15 protein-coding genes are annotated in these 16,742 nt (G+C 69.8%); 9 read left to right on the top strand and 6 right to left on the bottom strand.

Features of this window, described 5'->3' with window-relative positions; translation table 11 throughout:
* Window positions 1-133: 133 nt before the first annotated feature.
* The gene (locus DK459_RS04205) at window positions 134-901 is read left to right on the top strand and encodes a class II aldolase/adducin family protein (RefSeq protein WP_006386036.1); all 768 of its coding nucleotides are present in this window, start codon (window positions 134-136) and stop codon (window positions 899-901) included.
* A gap of 72 nt (window positions 902-973) precedes the next feature.
* Here DK459_RS04205 and DK459_RS04200 read toward each other — a convergent pair whose 3' ends face one another.
* On the bottom strand, window positions 974-1,762 hold the full coding sequence (locus tag DK459_RS04200) for a hypothetical protein (RefSeq protein ID WP_006386037.1): 789 nt from the start codon (window positions 1,760-1,762) through the stop codon (window positions 974-976).
* Between the two features lie 123 nt (window positions 1,763-1,885).
* On the bottom strand, window positions 1,886-2,785 hold the full coding sequence (locus tag DK459_RS04195; RefSeq protein ID WP_110134478.1) for a LysR family transcriptional regulator: 900 nt from the start codon (window positions 2,783-2,785) through the stop codon (window positions 1,886-1,888).
* 89 nt (window positions 2,786-2,874) lie between these two features.
* On the opposite strand from DK459_RS04195, the gene DK459_RS04190 reads away from it, so the two are divergent.
* Entirely contained in the window at window positions 2,875-3,846 is a 972-nt protein-coding gene (locus DK459_RS04190) for a D-2-hydroxyacid dehydrogenase family protein (RefSeq protein ID WP_054442783.1), read from the top strand.
* Between the two features lie 38 nt (window positions 3,847-3,884).
* Here the strand turns inward: DK459_RS04190 and DK459_RS04185 are convergent, their stop codons facing one another.
* Window positions 3,885-5,312: an MFS transporter gene (locus DK459_RS04185; protein ID WP_006386040.1), complete on the bottom strand. Its 1,428-nt coding sequence runs from the start codon at window positions 5,310-5,312 to the stop codon at window positions 3,885-3,887.
* A 72-nt stretch (window positions 5,313-5,384) separates the two neighbouring features.
* On the opposite strand from DK459_RS04185, the gene DK459_RS04180 reads away from it, so the two are divergent.
* From DK459_RS04180 to DK459_RS04170, 3 genes are read left to right on the top strand one after another with little or no spacing between them, the layout of a single operon-like run.
* Window positions 5,385-6,071 carry a metalloregulator ArsR/SmtB family transcription factor gene (locus DK459_RS04180; protein WP_006386041.1) on the top strand — a complete coding sequence of 229 codons (687 nt, stop codon included), beginning with the start codon at window positions 5,385-5,387 and terminating at the stop codon, window positions 6,069-6,071.
* Between the two features lie 27 nt (window positions 6,072-6,098).
* Window positions 6,099-6,548: an acetyltransferase gene (locus tag DK459_RS04175; RefSeq protein WP_054499159.1), complete on the top strand. Its 450-nt coding sequence runs from the start codon at window positions 6,099-6,101 to the stop codon at window positions 6,546-6,548.
* Window positions 6,545-7,396, top strand: a complete 852-nt coding sequence (locus tag DK459_RS04170) for an alpha/beta fold hydrolase (protein WP_054499158.1) — start codon at window positions 6,545-6,547, stop codon at window positions 7,394-7,396. Before DK459_RS04175 ends, DK459_RS04170 begins: the two co-directional genes overlap by 4 nt.
* 87 nt (window positions 7,397-7,483) lie before the next feature.
* Here the strand turns inward: DK459_RS04170 and DK459_RS04165 are convergent, their stop codons facing one another.
* Entirely contained in the window at window positions 7,484-9,802 is a 2,319-nt protein-coding gene (locus DK459_RS04165) for a molybdopterin-dependent oxidoreductase (RefSeq protein WP_110134477.1), read from the bottom strand.
* Between the two features lie 234 nt (window positions 9,803-10,036).
* Here DK459_RS04165 and DK459_RS04160 point away from each other — a divergent pair, with 234 nt between their 5' ends.
* The gene (locus DK459_RS04160; protein ID WP_020926474.1) at window positions 10,037-10,972 is read left to right on the top strand and encodes a 4-hydroxy-tetrahydrodipicolinate synthase; all 936 of its coding nucleotides are present in this window, start codon (window positions 10,037-10,039) and stop codon (window positions 10,970-10,972) included.
* 139 nt (window positions 10,973-11,111) lie between these two features.
* Window positions 11,112-12,119, top strand: a complete 1,008-nt coding sequence (locus DK459_RS04155) for a tripartite tricarboxylate transporter substrate binding protein (RefSeq protein WP_006386046.1) — start codon at window positions 11,112-11,114, stop codon at window positions 12,117-12,119.
* Here DK459_RS04155 and DK459_RS04150 read toward each other — a convergent pair.
* Window positions 12,109-13,092, bottom strand: coding sequence for a GlxA family transcriptional regulator (locus tag DK459_RS04150; RefSeq protein WP_006386047.1), 984 nt, complete (start codon window positions 13,090-13,092; stop codon window positions 12,109-12,111). The genes DK459_RS04155 and DK459_RS04150 overlap by 11 nt on opposite strands.
* A gap of 141 nt (window positions 13,093-13,233) precedes the next feature.
* Here DK459_RS04150 and DK459_RS04145 point away from each other — a divergent pair, with 141 nt between their 5' ends.
* Window positions 13,234-14,370 carry a DJ-1/PfpI family protein gene (locus DK459_RS04145; protein ID WP_006386048.1) on the top strand — a complete coding sequence of 379 codons (1,137 nt, stop codon included), beginning with the start codon at window positions 13,234-13,236 and terminating at the stop codon, window positions 14,368-14,370.
* 39 nt (window positions 14,371-14,409) lie between these two features.
* Here DK459_RS04145 and DK459_RS04140 read toward each other — a convergent pair whose 3' ends face one another.
* A complete protein-coding gene (locus DK459_RS04140) occupies window positions 14,410-15,627 on the bottom strand; it encodes an MFS transporter (RefSeq protein WP_070542495.1) in 1,218 nt (405 codons plus the stop codon).
* Window positions 15,628-15,720: 93 nt separating this feature from the next.
* Between DK459_RS04140 and DK459_RS04135 the strand changes: the two genes are divergently transcribed.
* On the top strand, window positions 15,721-16,674 hold the full coding sequence (locus DK459_RS04135) for an AraC family transcriptional regulator (protein ID WP_050807720.1): 954 nt from the start codon (window positions 15,721-15,723) through the stop codon (window positions 16,672-16,674).
* Window positions 16,675-16,742: the final 68 nt, after the last annotated feature.

Raw genomic sequence — 16,742 nt, 5'->3', positions numbered from 1 at the left:
TAGTCGCGCCGCGCTGTTGCATGCAGCGGACGCTTGCCGCGCGGGCGCTGCCGAGGGCGTGTAAACCGAATACAGTGCGCGACGGAGCCCGCGCCTCGCGGCGAGGGCAGACATCAAAAAAGGGAGACGAGACATGGATACGGCAGGAACGCTGGCCGCCCGCGTGCGCGAGCAGGTCGGCGAAACGGAATGGCAGGTGCGCAAGGATCTGGCGGCGCTCTACCGGCTGGTGGCGCTGTTCGGCTGGGATGACCTGATCTTCACCCACATCACGGCCAAGGTGCCCGGCACCGAGCATTTCCTCATCAACCCCTACGGCATGATGTTTGACGAGATCACCGCGTCCAGCCTGGTCAAGATCGACCTGGACGGGCGCAAGGTGATGGACTCGGCATACGACATCAATCCGGCGGGCTTCACCATCCACAGCTGTATCCACGCGGCCCGCAAGGACGCCATGTGCGTCCTGCACACGCATTCCATCAACGGAGTGGCGGTGTCGGCGCAGAAGGACGGCCTGCTGCCGCTGTCGCAGTTCGCCTTCATCGCGCTGCGTTCGCTGGCATATCACGACTACGAAGGCCTGGCGCTCAATCCCGAGGAACAGCCGCGCCTGGTGCGCGACCTGGGCGCCAGCCAGTACCTGATCCTGCGCAACCATGGCCTGTTGACGGTGGGACAGAGCATGGCCGAAGCGTTCCAGGCCATGCACCGGCTGGAAGCGGCCTGCATGGTGCAGGTGCGGGCGCAGGCCGGGGGCGGCGAACTGACCTTCATCCCGCCCGAGGTGCTGGCGCGCGCCGCGGTGGAATCCCCGGCCGACCGCGCCCACAAGGCCGCGCTGGCCTGGCCGGGCCTGCTGCGCCGGCTGGACCGGCGCAATCCGGGCTACGCCGACTGACGACCCCAGCGGTCCGCCGCGTCCCGCCGGTGCGGCGGAGCGGGCGCGGCCAGGGTGGCCAAGACCCGCGCCTTATTTCTTCCCGGGCTGCGGTTCCAGGAACTCGGCGCAGTCCGGCACCGGCGTGGCCGGCTGGTAGACCGAGCCGTCTTCCTTCCACTTGTAGGTCACCGTGTAGCTGCACTGCTTGTCGGCCTGCGGTTGCAGTTGCGCGGCCGTCGGCGCGGGCCGCTTGCTCGAATCGGCGTAGCGGCTGGCGTCGGCCGGACTGCGCGTGGCCTGCGTGGTGACCTGCAGGTCCGGGTACGGCTGCTGGCTGGGCAGGGCCTTCACCGTGGCGTCATAGCGGTAATAGTCCATGCAGTTGCCTTCGCGGCGTTTCTCGTCGGCCTCGTTGGCGCAGGCGCGGATGCCGGCCTTGGCGGAGTAGGGCAGCAGGTGCGCCAGGGCCGAGGACTTGTCGCCCAGGTCGACCATGAACAGGTACAGGTCGCGGCGCGAGAAGCTGCCGCCGGGGAACTGGATCTCTTCCTTGTAGTCCGGCTCGTTGGGGCCGATCACGCCGACCAGCGCGCGTTCCTCGCTCAGGCGGATGAGGTGCGGCCAGACCGTGAAGCGCGTGAAGTTCGGGATGTCGGGCAGGTCCCAGAAGCGGTAGTCGGCGCGCAGGGTGCGGCTGGTGGCGAACGGGCCGTTATCCTCGAAGCCGCCGTCGACCTTGATCCCCACGCACCAGTCGGCCTGCTTGTTGCAGTAAAGCTGGTTTTGCGGGTTGAGCGTCAGGGGCTCGACATCGGGCTGCACCGCGGACGCGACGGCGGGCAGGACGGCGCAGAGCAGCGTCGCAAGGGCTTTGTTCATCGTGGTTCCTAATGGGTCGGGAAAAGCGGTCGGGAAAAGCGCCGGCGCATTGTGGCCCGATTCCTCCGGCAAAGCGTCACCAATTGTATAAGGCGGTGCGAAAGTTCCGCGTCGGGCAGCGCGTCAGCGCGGCCCCTGCGCGCGGTGCCGCAGGATCAGGTCGTGCAAGGCCTGGGCGGCCGGCGACAGGTGCGCGCCCTTGCGGCTGATGAGCGAAAAGGTGCGTCTCACCACCGGCGTGTGCAGCGACACCAGGCGCAGCCCCGGATACGAACCGGCCTGCCAGGCCAGCCGCGGCGCCACGGCGATGCCGGCGCCGGCCGCCACCAGCCCGACGGCGGTCGAACTGCGCTGCACTTCATAGAAGGCCGTCAGCCGCGGCGCCAGCTCTGCCAGCGCGTGATCGAGCAGCGGCCGGTTGTTGCTGCTGGCGCCGGGAAAGATCAGCCGATGGCCCTCCAGTTTTTCCCAGGGCAGCGTGCGGCGTCGCGCCAGCGGATGGTCCTCGCGGCAGATCAGCACGAAGTCGTCCTGCAGCAGCGGGATGCTCCGCAGCGTGGGGGCGTGGGTCTCGGCGATGTTGATGCCGAACTCGGCCTCGCGCGTGAGCACCGCCTGCGCCACGGCGCCGGAAGAGTGGTCCAGCACCTTGACGCGGTTCTGCGGATGCTCGGCGCTGTAGCGCTGCAGGATGTGCGGCAGGTCGTGCACGCCGATGGTCGGCACACACGCCAGCGTCACGTCGCCGCGCTGGGCCTTGCCGGTTTCCCGGATCTCGGTAAGCGCCGCGGCCAGGTCGGCCAGCAGGCGCCGCGCCTGCGGCAGGAAGCTGTCGCCCGGCGGCGTCAGCGCCACCGAGCGGGTGGTGCGCTCCACCAGCCGCACGCCCAGGAACGATTCCAGGTTCTGCAGCCGGCGGCTCAGCGCGGTCTGGGTGATGCTGAGCTCGCCGGCGGCGCGGCGAAAGCTCTTGTGATCCGCGATCGCCACGAAGGCCTGCACGCCGAGCACGTCGATTTTCATGAGAAAAACGCATCAATTGACTAATTAATATCATTTTACGGTCGGCAAGGCTGCGCTCACAATGCCCGCATCCTGGCAGGAGACAGACCATGAACATCACGATTCTGGACGACTATTTCGACACGCTGCGGGGCTTGCCCTGTTTCCGCAAACTCGATGGCCATGCCGTCACGGTCTGGAACGACCATGTGCAGGACGTGGACGCGCTGGCCGAGCGCCTGCGCGACACCGAGGCGCTGGTGCTGATCCGCGAACGCACCCAGATCCGCGCGCCGCTCATCGCGCGCCTGCCCAAGCTGCGGCTGATCAGCCAGCGCAGCGTCTATCCGCACATCGACGTCGACGCCTGCACCGCGCACGGCGTCATCCTGTCTTCCAACCAGCATGCCGGCACGCCGTCGTACGCGGCCGCCGAACTGACCTGGGGCCTGGTGCTGGCCGGCATGCGGCGGATCCCGCAGCAAGTTGAGGCGCTCAAGAACGGCGTCTGGCAGACCGGCATGGGCCGTACCCTGCGCGGCCGCACTCTCGGTATCTACGGTTATGGCCGGATCGGCGCCGAAGTGGCGCGCTACGGCGCCGCCTTTGGCATGAAGGTGCTGGTGTGGGCGCGCGAGGCCTCGCGCCAACGGGCGCGCGACGACGGCTGGGATGTGGCGCCGGACAAGCAGGCGTTCTTCGAGGCCTGCGACGTGCTCTCGCTGCACATGCGGCTGGTGCCGGATACGCGCGGCATCGTCACGGCGGCCGATCTGGCGCGCATGAAGCCATCGGCGCTGTTGGTGAATACCAGCCGCGCCGGCCTGATCGAGTCGGGCGCGCTGGTGCAGGCGCTGCGCGCGGGCCGCCCCGGCATGGCGGCGGTGGACGTGTTCGAAACCGAACCGCTGCGCGATCCGAAGGACCCGCTGCTGCAACTGCCCAACGCGATCTGCACGCCGCATATCGGCTACGTCACCGAGGACGAGTACGAAACCCAATTCTCGGACGTCTTCGATCAGATCGTGTCCTATGCCGCCGGCAAGCCGATCCACGTGATCAATCCCGCGGTCCTGGCCTGACGCCCGCTTGGTCGCCGGGGCGAGATCCCGCCGCGCCTTCACGCGCGCCGCAGGCGACCCGTCAGGACGATGGCCGCGGCGGGTGCGATGGCGAACACGCCGAACAGCGCCAGCGCGGCGCTTTTTGCCCCTTCGACGCCGCCGGGTTGCGTGAGGCCGCCGGCATTGGCGACCACCCCGGCCAGCGCCGCGGTCAGGGCGGTGGCATACAACTGCACCGTGGTGATCGACGACGACGCCAGCGTTTCTTCGCCCGGCGCGGCGGCCGAGAACACCCGGGTCAGCAGGTGCGGCCAGCCCAGGCCGATGCCGAATCCCACCGCCGTCAGCATCACGCCATGCAGGACAGGTCCCAGCGGCGCGGGATGCCAGGTGACGACCGGCATGGTGACCGCCAGTCCGGCCAGCGCGGCCAGCACGACGATGGGACTGGCCCGGATCAGGCGCCAGGCGCGGGCCGGCTCGCGGCCGGCGCTGTAGATCGAGGCCAGTGTCCAGCCGCCCGCCATCAGCGCGGTCATGTAGCCCGCGGCCAGCGGCGTCATCGCGTGCGTCACCTGGAGGAAGTACGGCACGAAAATCTCGGTGGTCAGGGCCGCCACCAGCAGGCTCATGATGGCGTAGAGCAGGCCCAGCTGGGTGCCGAGCGTATAGGCGCCGGTGGGCAGCAGCTTGGCGCGGGCGCGGGTATCGATGCGCGCGATGGCGGCGGCGATGGCGATGCCCGTGGCGATGCCGGCGGCGTTCCAGGCCAGGCTTTGCGACAGGCTGGCCGCCGAGATGGCCAGCACCGACAGCACCAGCAGCGTGATGGTCAGCCACGGCACCGGTCCCGACGCCGATTCGCCGTGGGTCTTGCCGCGGAACTGGCTGGCGACGATCAGGGCCAGCAACAATGCCACCGGCACCAGCACCCAGAACGCCGGCCGCCACTGGCCGTTTTGCGCGAACACGCCGCCGATCGCCGGGCCGCCCAATGTGGCCACGCCCCACATGCCGGACACCAGCGCCATGGCCCGCGGCCACAGCCGCGCGTCGAAGATGACGCGGATCAAGGCATAACTCAGCGCGAACAGCACGCCGCCGCCCAGACCCTGCACCGTGCGGCCCAGCAACAGCGCGGGCATCGACGGCGCCAGGGCGCAGGCGATTGCGCCCGCCGAGAACACCGCCAGCGCCAGCAGGTACGCCAGGCGCGGACCGAGGCGGTCGATGAGCTTGGCCGACAGCGCCGAGCCGACGATGGAGGCGGCCACGAACAGCGTAGTGTTCCAGGCGTAATAGGTCAGCCCGCCGATCTCGCGAATGATGGTCGGCAGGATGGTGGTGACGACGTAGATATTGATCGCGTGCAGCGCGACGCCGCCCGCCAGCGCGATCGAGCGCAGGGCGTTCCTGCCGCGCAGCAGGTCGGCCCAGGAGACGGGGGGAAGGGTCCCGCCGGGCGTGGTAAGGCTGGATGGCATCGCGATTCCTTTTTTTGTAAATTATCAATCCAACAAGTGATGGAATGATAGGAAGATGCTAAGGTCGCGTCAATGAAGACCTTGCCGCCCGCCCCGCCATTGACCGACGTCGCCGCCGATTCCCTCGATGATCTGGCCGACGCCGCCAAGACTCTCGGCCACCCGCATCGGCTCGCGTTGCTGCAGGCGGTGCTGCAACGCGAAAGCACGGTGGAGCAGCTGGCGCTGGGCGTCGGCCTGTCGATCACCAATGCCTCGCAACACCTGCAGCAGCTCAAGCGCGCCGGCTTCATCCAGTCGCGCCGCGACGGCAAGCACGTGCTGTATCGCGGCGGCGCGGGCCCGGTGTCCGAAGTGCTGTCCGCGCTGCAGGACTACCTGTCACACCAGCGCCAGGAAATGCGGCGCGTGGCCGCCGACAGCGTCAATCACCCCGAGCAGCTCGAGGCGGTCTCGATAGAACAATTGGTCGCCAAGCTTGATGACGGCGCGCTGTTGCTGGACGTCCGGTCACCCGCGGACTATGCCGCCGGCCACATTCCGGGCGCGGTCAACATCCCGACCGAAGAACTGGAGTCGCACCTGGCGCAGCTGCCGCGCGACCAGCAGATCGTGGCATATTGCGGCGGCCGATACTGCGTGCTGTCGATGCGCGCGGTGGCCTTGCTGCGCAAGCGCGGCTTCCAGGCGCAGCGCCTGGGCGACGGCTTTCCCGCCTGGAAGGCGGCCGGCCTGCGCGTCAAGGCGGCGCGCCATTGATCCCAATTCCTTTTTTCCGGCAGCACCATGATCACCTTGAGAACCTCCACCCCCGCGGACGGCGCGCGCGTCGTCGACATCTGGCGCCGCGCCGTGGATGCCACCCATGACTTCCTGTCGCCGCGGGACCGCCATGACATCGAGGCCGAGGTCGTGGCCTTCCTGCCCGCCGCCACGCTCGACCTGGCGGTGGACGCGGACGACCGCGCGCTGGCCTTCATGCTGCTCGACGGCAGCCACATGGAAGCGCTGTTCGTCGACCCCGACGCGCGCGGCGCGGGCGTCGGGCGCGCCCTGGTCGAGGATGCGCTGCGGCGCCATCCCGGCCTGAGCACCGACGTCAACGAGCAGAACGCGCAGGCGATCGGTTTCTATGAACGGCTGGGGTTCGAGCGCACCGGGCGGTCCGAGCGCGACGGCCAGGGACGGGCCTATCCGCTGATCCATCTGCGTCATCGCGGCGACGCGCCGGCATGAGCCCGGTCTTCAAGTCCGAGCGCCACGCCGAAGCCGTGCGCCAGGCCTATGCCGCCGCGCTGGCCCATTGGCCGGCCGATGTGCGGCGAGTGACGGTGCCGACGCCGGCCGGCGACACCCATGTGCTGGTGTGCGGCCGCGAGGACGCCCCGCCCCTGGTGCTGCTGCATGGCGCGCAGAGCACGGCCGCCAGCTGGCAGCGGCAGGCCGCGGCCTGGGCGCCGCATTTCCGCATTTACGCGATCGACCTGATCGGCGAGGCCGGCCCGAGCGCGCTGGCGCGGCTGCCGCTGGCGAGCGATGCGCACGCGGCCTGGCTGGAGGCCGTGCTCGATGGACTGGGCGTGGCGCGCGCGGCGTGCTTCGGCATCTCGCTGGGCGCGTGGCTGGCGCTGGACTTCGCCGTGCGGCGGCCGGCGCGGGTCGAGCGGCTGGCGCTGTTGTGCCCGTCCGGCATCGGCCGCCAGAAGCACATCCTGCCGTGGGTCCTGCCATTGTTGCTGCTGGGGCCCGCCGGCCGCGCGCTGGTGCGCCGCCGCATCATCGGGCCGCTGCCCGTCGATCCGGCGCCTGCCGATCGGGCTCAGTTTGCGTTGATGCACGCCATCAATCGTGGTTTCCGCTCGCGCTTCGGCGCCATTCCGGTCTTCGGCGACGAGGCGCTGCGCCAGTTGTCGCAGCCGCTGTTCGTGGCGGTGGGCGGGCGCGACGTGATGCTCGATTCGCAAGATACCTGCGAACGGTTGCGCCGCCTGGCGCCGAGCGCGCAGGTGACGCTGTTGCCGAGTGAGCGGCATTTCATCCGGGGACAGGACGACGCGGTGCTGGCATTCCTGCGGGCGGCCTAGGGCCTGTTCACACGATAAGGAGCCTCGCACAGGCCGGCAATCGGGCGCCAGGCGCGGTCGCGCCGCAACGGGGGCGAGATTGCGCCGTCAGCGTGGCGCGCCCGGCGTCTCGGCCCGCAGCGGCGGCGGCTCGAAGGCCCGCACCGGCGGCGCGTCGCCGTGCCAGCGTTCCACCTGCACCAAGGCCGACAGCGCGCTCGGGCCCTGCGCCAGCCGCGACGTGCCCACGTCCACCGTCAGCACGTTGGGATTGCCGTGGCGTTCGAGCGAGCCGTCCTGCGGGTCGAACCAGGCGCCGGTGGGCATCACCACCACGCCGCGCAGCAGGTCGGCGCTGAGCTGCGCGCCGCCGAGGCAGGCGCCGCGGTCATTGAAGATGCGCACCACATCGCCCTGCGCGATGCCGCGTTCGGCGGCGTCGTCGGGATGCAGCAGCACCGCCTCGCGGCCGGCGACCTTGTGGGCGCGGGTGGCTGGCGCCGGGTCCAGTTGCGAATGCAGCCGGTCGGCGGGCTGGCAAGTGACCAGGTGCAGCGGCCAGCGCGCCGCGCGTTCGGCGCCCAGCCATTCCACCGGCGGCAGCCAGGCTGGATGCGGCGGGCAGTCGTCATAGCCGAACTCGGCGATCGCCGCGCTGTGCAGTTCGAGACGGCCGGAGCGGGTCTTGAGCGGATGCGCGGCGGGATCCTCGCGGAACTGCTCGAACAGCACGAAGTCGCGCGGGGGCGGCGGCAGCGCCACGTGGCCTCGCTCCCAGAATTCATCGAAGGCCGGCAGCGTCAGTTGCGCGGCTTCCCAGGCCGGCCGCATCTGTTCGTAGATGTGGCGGATCCAGGCCATCTCGTCGCGGCCTTCGGTGAAGGCCTGCTCGAAGCCGCCGCGCGCGGCCAGTTCCCGGTAGATGTCGAAGTCGTTGCGGCTGTGGCCCACCGGCGCCAGCGCCTGCCGCATCGCCAGCAGGTAGCGGTCGCGCGAGGAGCCGCCGATGTCGTTGCGTTCGAGCGTGGTGGTGGCGGGCAGCACGATGTCGGCGCGCCGCGCCGTCGGCGTCCACCAGGGTTCGTGCACGATGATGGTCTCGGGCCGCGTCCAGGCCCGCGCCAGGCGGTTCAGGTCCTGGTGGTGGTGGAACGGGTTGCCGCCGGCCCAGTAGACCAGGCGGATGTCGGGATAGACGCCGGTCCTGCCGTTGAACGCATACGATTCACCCGGTTGCAACAGCATGTCGGTCAGGCGCGCCACCGGAATCGAGGCGCCGGCCGGATTGCGCCCCGCGCGCATCTCCGGCGCGGGCAGGTCGGGGCGCGGATTGCCGGCGCCGTTCATCGAGCCGTGGCCGAAGGCGAAACCGCCGCCGGGCAGGCCGATCTGGCCCAACAGGGCGGCCAGCGCCACGCTGCCCCAATAGGGTTGTTCGCCGCGATGGCCGCGCTGCAGCGACCATGAGCAGGACAGCAGCGCGCGGGTGCCGGCCGCTTCCAGCGCCAGCGCGCGGATGGTGGCGGCGGGCACGCCGCAGATGCGTTCGGCCCATTGCGCGCTCTTGGGCTGGCCGTCGGCGCGGCCCAGCAGGTAGTCCGCATACTGCTCGAAGCCGTTGCAGCAGCGCGCCAGGAATTCGCGATCGTGGCGATCCTCGGCCAGCAGCGTGTGCGCCATGCCCAGCATCATCGCCGCGTCGGTGTTCGGCCGTATCGGGATCCATTCGGCCGCCAGCGCCTCGGGCGCGTCGGCGCGCGTGGGGCTGACCACCACCGCGCGCATGCCGGCTTGCCGTGCCCGCGCCAGCCAGCCGGGCGCGCTGTGGTCGCCCGCGCCACCCGAGGCGATCTGCGTGTTGCGCAGCGGGATGCCGCCGAACGCGATCAGCAGCCGCGTGTGCCCGACCACGCTGTTCCAGTCGGTGATGCGGCCGGTCACGGGCGCGTAGGTGCCGATGATGTGCGGCAGCAGGAACTGCGCCGCGCCCCAGCTGTAGTTGCCCGACTGGTCGACGCAGCCGCCGCCGGCGTACAGGAAGCGGTGCGTCAGCGTGCGCGCATGGTGCAGGCGGCCGGCCGACGACCAGCCGTACGAGCCGCCGAAGATGGCGGTGGGGCCATGCTGCGCGCGCACCCGTTGCAGTTCGTCGTGCACCAGCGCCAGGGCGGTGTCCCAATCGACCTCCACATAGCCGTCCACGCCGCGCAATTCGGGCGCGCCGCGGTGCCTGAGCCAGCTGGCGCGCACGGCGGGGCGGGCGATGCGCAGCGACGAATGCACCATGTCGGGCATCGCGTGGATAAGCGGGGACGGGGCCTGGTCGTGCGCGAACGGCTCGCAGCCCACGACGCGGCCGTCGCGCACCAGCGCGGTATAGGCGCCCCAATGGGACAGGGACGGATAACGGGAGATCGCTTCGGTCATGCGGGCGCCGCCGTGAAAAGCGTATTGTTATGGAAATCCTCATAACTTAATCGCATTGCCTTAGAAAATCTTTGTCTTTCGGGCGTCCTGAAAGTGTGGAAAATAGAAAAATTTTCGGGGCCGCTCTTCCTATACTGCATAAGCAGCAAGGGGAATGGTCAGGTGCAGGCGCCAACCACCGCGCGCCAGCCTGGCTTTTTTGATTGAGCAGTCCATCCGCATGTGGAGCAGGTCATGAGCAAAATGAAAATCCAGGGGTCCTTCGTCGCCATCGTCACGCCGTTCAATCGCGACGGCAGCGTCGATTTCAGCGCCTTCCGCAGCCTGTTGAAGTTCCAGGAAGACAACGGCACCGCCGCCGTGCTGATCATGGGCTCCACCGGTGAAGTCTCGCTGCTGTCGCCCGAAGAGCGGCGCCAGGTGATCGTCGAGACGGCCAAGATGAAGACCGGCAGGATGAAGCTGTTCTACGGCTGCACCGGCAACAACACCGACACCACCATCGACTACCTGAAGTTCGCGCGCGCCAACGGCGCCGACGGCGCGATCCTGGCCGCGCCGGCCTACATCTGCGCCTCCGAAGCCGACACCGAAGCCTATTTCCTCGAAGTGGCCGACGCCACCGACCTGCCGCTGGGCATCTACAACAACCCGCCCCGGGTCAAGAGCGACCTGCACTGGGACCAGCTGCTGCGTATCTTCAAGCACCCGAACTACGTGGTGCACAAGGAATCGACCACGCGCGTGGGCCAGGTGGCGCAAGTGCTGCGCGGCCGTCCCGACGTGTCGGTGATGTGCTGCGACTCGCCCAACCTGGGGCTGGTGGTGCCCACCATGAGCCTGGGCGGCCACGGCACCGCCAACATGACCGGCAACATCGCGCCGGCCGAGATGGCCGAGATTTCGCGTCCCTGGGACACGCCGGACGTGTCGGTCAGCTTCCGCGAAGGCTACCTGGGCCTGCTGCCGATGCTGCATTACTCGTACTCCGCCATCAACCCGGTGGCGATCAAGTCGCTGATGAAGGCGGTGGGCCTGCCGGTCGGCGACCTGCGCCGTCCGCTGCGCGGCCTGGAGGGCGACGCCCTGGCCAAGGGCCTGCGCATCGTGCGCGAGTTGGGGCTGGATACCAAGTACGGCTTCAGCTCCGCGCAGCTCAAGGCGGCGTGATTCCCCTGTTCCGGCGGCGATAGCCGCCGGATTCATTTTTGACGACCCACGACACGGCGGCCGCGAGCGTCGCGGCCGGTGGCGTGGGCGGCCCCTGCGCGCCCGAAACGGATGCGTCATCGCCAAGAGAGACCCCACCATGTTCCATTGCCCGTCCCGCCCCGCGCCGCTCAAGCGGCTTTTCAGCGCCGCCCTGCTGGCGTTGGGCCTCACCACCACCGCCGCCGCGCTGGCCGCCGACAGCTATCCGCAGCGCCCCATCACGCTGGTGGTGCCGCATCCGCCGGGCGGTTCCGTCGACGGCGTGGCGCGCCTGTACGCCGAGCAACTGGGCAAGGAACTGGGCCAGTCGGTGGTGGTGGAAAACCGCGCCGGTGCCTCGGGCATGATCGGCGCCGCCTATGTGGCGCGCGCGGCGCCCGATGGCTACACGCTGTACCTGAATGCCTCCATCCACGCGATCAATCCGCTGCTGTACAAAAAGACCATCAAGTTCGATTCGGTCAAGGATTTCACGCCCATCAGCGAACTGGCGCAGGGCGCGCTGATCTTCAGCGTCAACCCCAAGGTGCCGGCCGACAACGTGCGGGACCTGGTCAAGCTGCTCAAGGCCGAGCCGCAGAAGTACTCCTTCGCCACCACCGGTTTCGGCTCGGCCGGCCACCTGGCCGCGGCCTCGTTCCTGCATGAAAACGGCCTGGAGCAGATTCCCATCGTGCTGTATCGCGGCGGCGGCCCGGCGCTGTCGGACCTGGTCGGCGGCCAGGTGCAGGGGCTGATCGACCCGATGCTGTCGTCGCTGCCGATGGTGCGCGCCGGCAAGCTCAAGGCGGTGGCGCTGACCGGCGCCGACCGCAGCCCCCTGCTGCCTGACCTTGCCACCATGAAGGAGCAGGGCCAGAAGAACTTCGAGTTCTATTCCTGGTACGGCGTGTGGGGGCCGGCCAACCTGCCCGAACCGGTGCTGCGCAAGCTGGAGGCGGTGTCGGCCAAGGTGATGGCCAGCCCGAAGATCGTCGAACAACTGAACGGGCTGGGCTTCGAGCCGTCGGTGAAGAACTCGGCGGCCTTCGCCAGGTTCATCGATGCCGAGATGAAGCGCTACCAGGTCATCATCGACCAGGCCAACATCCACATCACGGAATGACGGGGGCCATGCCGCCCCGATACTGCGACGGGCTGAGGCCGTAGCGGCGCTGGAACGCCTTGGCCAGCTGCGTTTCCGAGCGAAACCCGGCAGCCCGCGCCAGGGGCTTGAGCGGCTGGCCCGCGTCCAGCCCCGCGCGCACCGCTTCGAGCCGTAGCGCCTCGAGAAAAGCCCGTGGCGTATAGCCGGTGTCGCGCGTGAAGCCGCGATGGAAGGTGCGTGGCGCCTGGCCGGCCAGTGATGCCATGCGTTCGACATCGATGGCTTCGGCCAGATGGTCGCGCAGCCAATCGACCAGTTCGCCGTAGGCGCCGGCCTGCCCCTCGAGGATCGTCGAGTATTGCGCCTGGTTGCCGCTGCGCCGCAGCGCCAGGTTCAGCTGTCTTGCCACTCGCGCCGCCAGCCAGCGGCCCGCGTCCTGTTCGACCATGGCCAGGCACATGTCGATGCCGGCAGTGACGCCGCCCGAGGTCCAGAATCGGTCGTCCTGAACATAGAGCGCCTCCGGCTCCACCTGCAAGCCATCGAAGTGGCGCGCCAGCAATTGTGCCGAAGCCCAATGCGTTGCCACGCGCCGGCCGCCCAGCATGCCCCAATGGGCCAGCAGGAAGGCGCCGGTGCACACCGAAGCCAGGCGCCGCGTCCGCGTGCCGGCCTGGCCAACCCACGCGCGCAAGGTTTCGTCGGCGCCGGCCTGCATCAGCCCTTCGCGCTCGCCGCCGGCGATGATCAGTGTGTCGACCGTGGCCGGGTCGATGCCAGCCACTGCCTCGGTCTGCAGCGTCAGGCCGTTGGACAGCGTGACCGGTCCACCCCGGGCCGACAGGAGGGCGACGCGATACCGTGCGTCCAGGCCCAGCGCGCTGGCCATGGAGAAGACGTCGGCGGGGCCGGCCACGTCCAGGTGCTGCACCGTGGGATAGACGACGATGGCGACCAGGCGGGGCCTGCCGGCGGCGGAGTGTCGCGGCATGGGGAAGGCTAAGTGGCAATGCCGGCATCTTAACGCGGCCGGATGGCAGAAAACGACTGAATTCTGTCATTGCTGCCGAGCGCGCGCTATCGCTAGGCTGTCGGAATTGGGGCATGGCCTCGTTGCGGAAAAGGGTGGTTCATGGCGGTCGGATGGGGGCGAGCGGGCCTGGTATGCGTGTTGACGACCGTGGCCGTCGCCGCGGCCTGGTCGGTGTGGCGCGATCCTGGCGGGGTGCCCGCGCCGCCATCACCGCGCGGGCAGGCCGGGCCATTGACCGCTGCGCGGCCTGCCGCGGCTGGCCGCCTGCCGCGTGTCGTGGTGATCGGCCATAACGCCAACACCGAGCTGACCGACTTCGTGGTGCCCTACGCGGTGCTCAAGCGCTCGGGCGCCGCCGAGGTCTGGGCGCTGGGCCTGGATCCCGGACCGATACGGTTCTTTCCCGCCTTGCGGGCACAGCCGGATGCCGACATCGCCGCGTTCGACGCGCATTACCCGGACGGCGCCGACTACGTGATCGTGCCGGCCGTGCACGAAGACGCGGATCCGCGGCTGTCGGCCTGGGTGCGCGCGCAGGCCGGCAAGGGCGCCGTCGTCATCGGCATTTGCGACGGGGTGTGGGTACTGGCGCGGGCCGGCTTGCTGGACGGCCGTCAGGCGGTTTCGCATTGGTATTCGCGCTCGACGCTGGCGCGCGACTTTCCGGCGGTGCGCTGGCGCCAGGATCGCCGCTACATCGCGGACGGCGGGGTGGTGACCACCACGGGCGTCAGTGCTTCGATTCCCGTGTCGTTGGCGCTGGTCGAGACCCTGGCCGGCCGGCCGCGCGCGCAAACGGTGGCGCTCGAACTGGGCCAGGCGCACTGGGACGATGCCCATCCGGGCCAGGACTTTCAGCTCGGGCCGCGCCATATCTACACCGCGACGCGCAATGCAACGGCCTTCTGGCGGCACGAGACGCTGCAGGCGCGGCTGACAGCGGGTACGGACGATCTGCGGCTGGCCCTGACTGCCGATGCCTATGCCCGCAGCTACAGGACCTCGGTGGTCGGGGTGGCCTCCGAGCCGGGCCCCGTGAGGCTGGCCAGCGGCCTGGCCTATCTGCCCGACCAGGTGTCGTCAGCGGACATGCCGTCGCTGCCCATGGACAACACGCTGGCGCCGACTCCCACGCCGTTGCTGGACGGGATTCTGCGCGGCATGAGCGCGCGCTACGGACGCGCCACCGCCGGCTTCGTGGCGCTGCAGTTGGAATATCCCATGAGGGAACCCTGATCAGGGGCTCGCCGTCGGAGGGGGACCGCCATGCGCCGCCTACGGCATCGTCCGGGCCGACAGCGGTTGGCGCGGCTGGACCGCCGCCGCCAGCGCCACCAGCAGCAACAGGCTGGCGGCGACCACGTATGGCATCCATGGGCGCACGCCGTACAGCAACGTGCATACCAGCGGCGCCACCACCATCGCCATGCCCTGCACGGCGATCACCGAGCCGGCGGCGATGCCTTGTTCGTCGGCCGTGACGGCGTTGGCCGCCAGGGTCTGGATCGACGGGAACACCAGCCCCATGCCGGCGGCCATGATGGCATAGCACGCCACCAGGCCCCAGGCGCCGCCCAGCACCGGCACCAGCAGGAAGCCGACGCCGGACAGCAGGGCGCCGCCCGCCAGGCAGCGAGCCGCGTTCATGCGCCGCGCCTTGGCCAGTCCCACCTGCACCAGGATCAGCATGACGCCGACGGTGGTCATGGCCCATCCGGCCGTCCGTGCCGCCGGGCCGGGCTCCTGGCGCAGCGCGTCCATGGCATAGAAGCCGACGATCATCTGCGCCGTGATGACCGCGCTCATGGCCAGCAGCATGGCGGCCAGCGGCAGGCGCAGGCGCCGGTCGCTCAGCTTGAGCGGCGGCGTGACGCGCGGTTCGTGCGCGGCGTCGGACGGCAGTTTCGCGGCCAGCCATAGCGTGCCCAGCAAGGGCAGCACGGCGGCGATGTAGAGCGGCAGCGTCAGGCTGTCCTTGACCAGCAGGCCGCCGATGGCGGGCCCCAGCACCATGCCCAGGCCGTTGGCCGCGCCCAGCCTGGCCATCATGGCGCCGCGCTGCTCCGGCGCGGTGATGTCGGCGATGCGCGCGGCGCTGACGGTGGGCATGGCGGCGTAGAAGGCGCCGAGCAGGGCGCGCAGCGCCATCAGCGCCAACAGCGCCAGCCATGCCGGCGGCGGCTCGCGCAGCATCAGGTCCAGGCCGATGGCCAGCAGCAGGTAGCTGACGATGTAGCCGGCGGCGGCGCGCAGCAGCACGCGGCGGCGGCCGACGCGGTCGCTGCGGCCGCCCCAGTAGCGCGCCATCAGCATCCACAGCACGCCGGCCACGGTGACCACCAGCCCGCCATGCCATTCGGCCAGCCGCAGGCCGCGCACCACCGGGCCGATCACGGGCATGAAGGCCATGATGGCGGTCAGGCACAGGGTATTGAAGACGAACAGGGCGGCGGCCTCGTTCGGGCGGCGGACGGGGTCTGGCGTAGGTGTCATGAAAGACTGGATGAGGATGAAAATTGTTATCATCCAGGCCAGGCGGCGGCCGCGCTAGCGAATCCGCGCCGGAAATTGCGGAATTGGAACAAAATGGCCTCTCAGCCCCGTCTTGCCCCGGACCGCGGCGCGCCGCTCAGCGTGCAGGACCTGCTGCGCCTGCTGCCGCCGGACTGGCTCAGGATCCGCTCCCAGCACGAACTGCCGGGCGGCATCTCGATCGGCTGCCTGGACGGCCGGCCCGAATCGGACTGGGCCGCCAGCGGCGCGGCCGAGTCCAGCGTGGGCGTGGCGATCGTGCTGCAAGGCCAGTTCGGCCTGGGCTTCGAGGGCGGCACGGCCCTGCGCATCCAGCCGGGCAGCGTCATCCTGCACGGCACGGTCGAGCCGGTGCCGGGCTGGGACGAATTCAAGGGCCGGCGCGACATCCGCGTGGTCGATATCCGTTTTTCGAACGAAGCCACGCGCGCCCTGTGGTGGCGCACCTTGCGCCAGGTGCCGTCCGCCGCGTTCGCGGCCGATGGCAGCGTGCCGGCGCGCGACGCCCAACTGGCGACGCTGCCGCTGTGGCCCGGCCTGGCGCGCGTGGCCGGCGAGATCCTGGCCTGGAGCCAGGATCGTGGCGAGGTCGCCGCGCTGTATCTGCAGGGCAAGGCCCAGGAGGCGCTGGCCCTGACCCTGGCGCACCTGGCCGGCCGCGGCGCGGCCGACCAGCCGCCGCCCGCGGACCGCAGGCGGCTGGCCGAGGCCCATCGCCGCATCCAGCACGAATACGCCGATTGCGGCAGCGTGCGCCAGCTGGCGCAGGCCGTGGGGCTGAGCGAAAAACGGTTGCAGGCAGGCTTCATGTCGCTCTACGGGCAATCGGTGCATGGCTGCCTGCTGCAAGCCAGGATGGACGCGGCCGCCGGCCTGTTGCGGCGCGGCTGCTCGGTTACCGAAACCGCATACAGCATCGGGTTTTCCAGCCTCAGCCACTTCATCAAGGCCTTCAAGGCGCATCGCGGCGCCACGCCCAAGGCCTGGCTGCGCGGCGCCGCGCAATAGGCGCGGCACGGTCGCGCCGCGCCGGCTTGGGGGGTAGCGGCAATACCGGTATCGCGGCTGGCCTTGCT

Origin of the sequence: Achromobacter sp. RW408 (assembly GCF_003184165.1) — a bacterium.
Lineage (GTDB): Bacteria > Pseudomonadota > Gammaproteobacteria > Burkholderiales > Burkholderiaceae_B > Achromobacter > Achromobacter xylosoxidans.
This window is presented reverse-complemented; position numbering and strand designations above follow the sequence as displayed.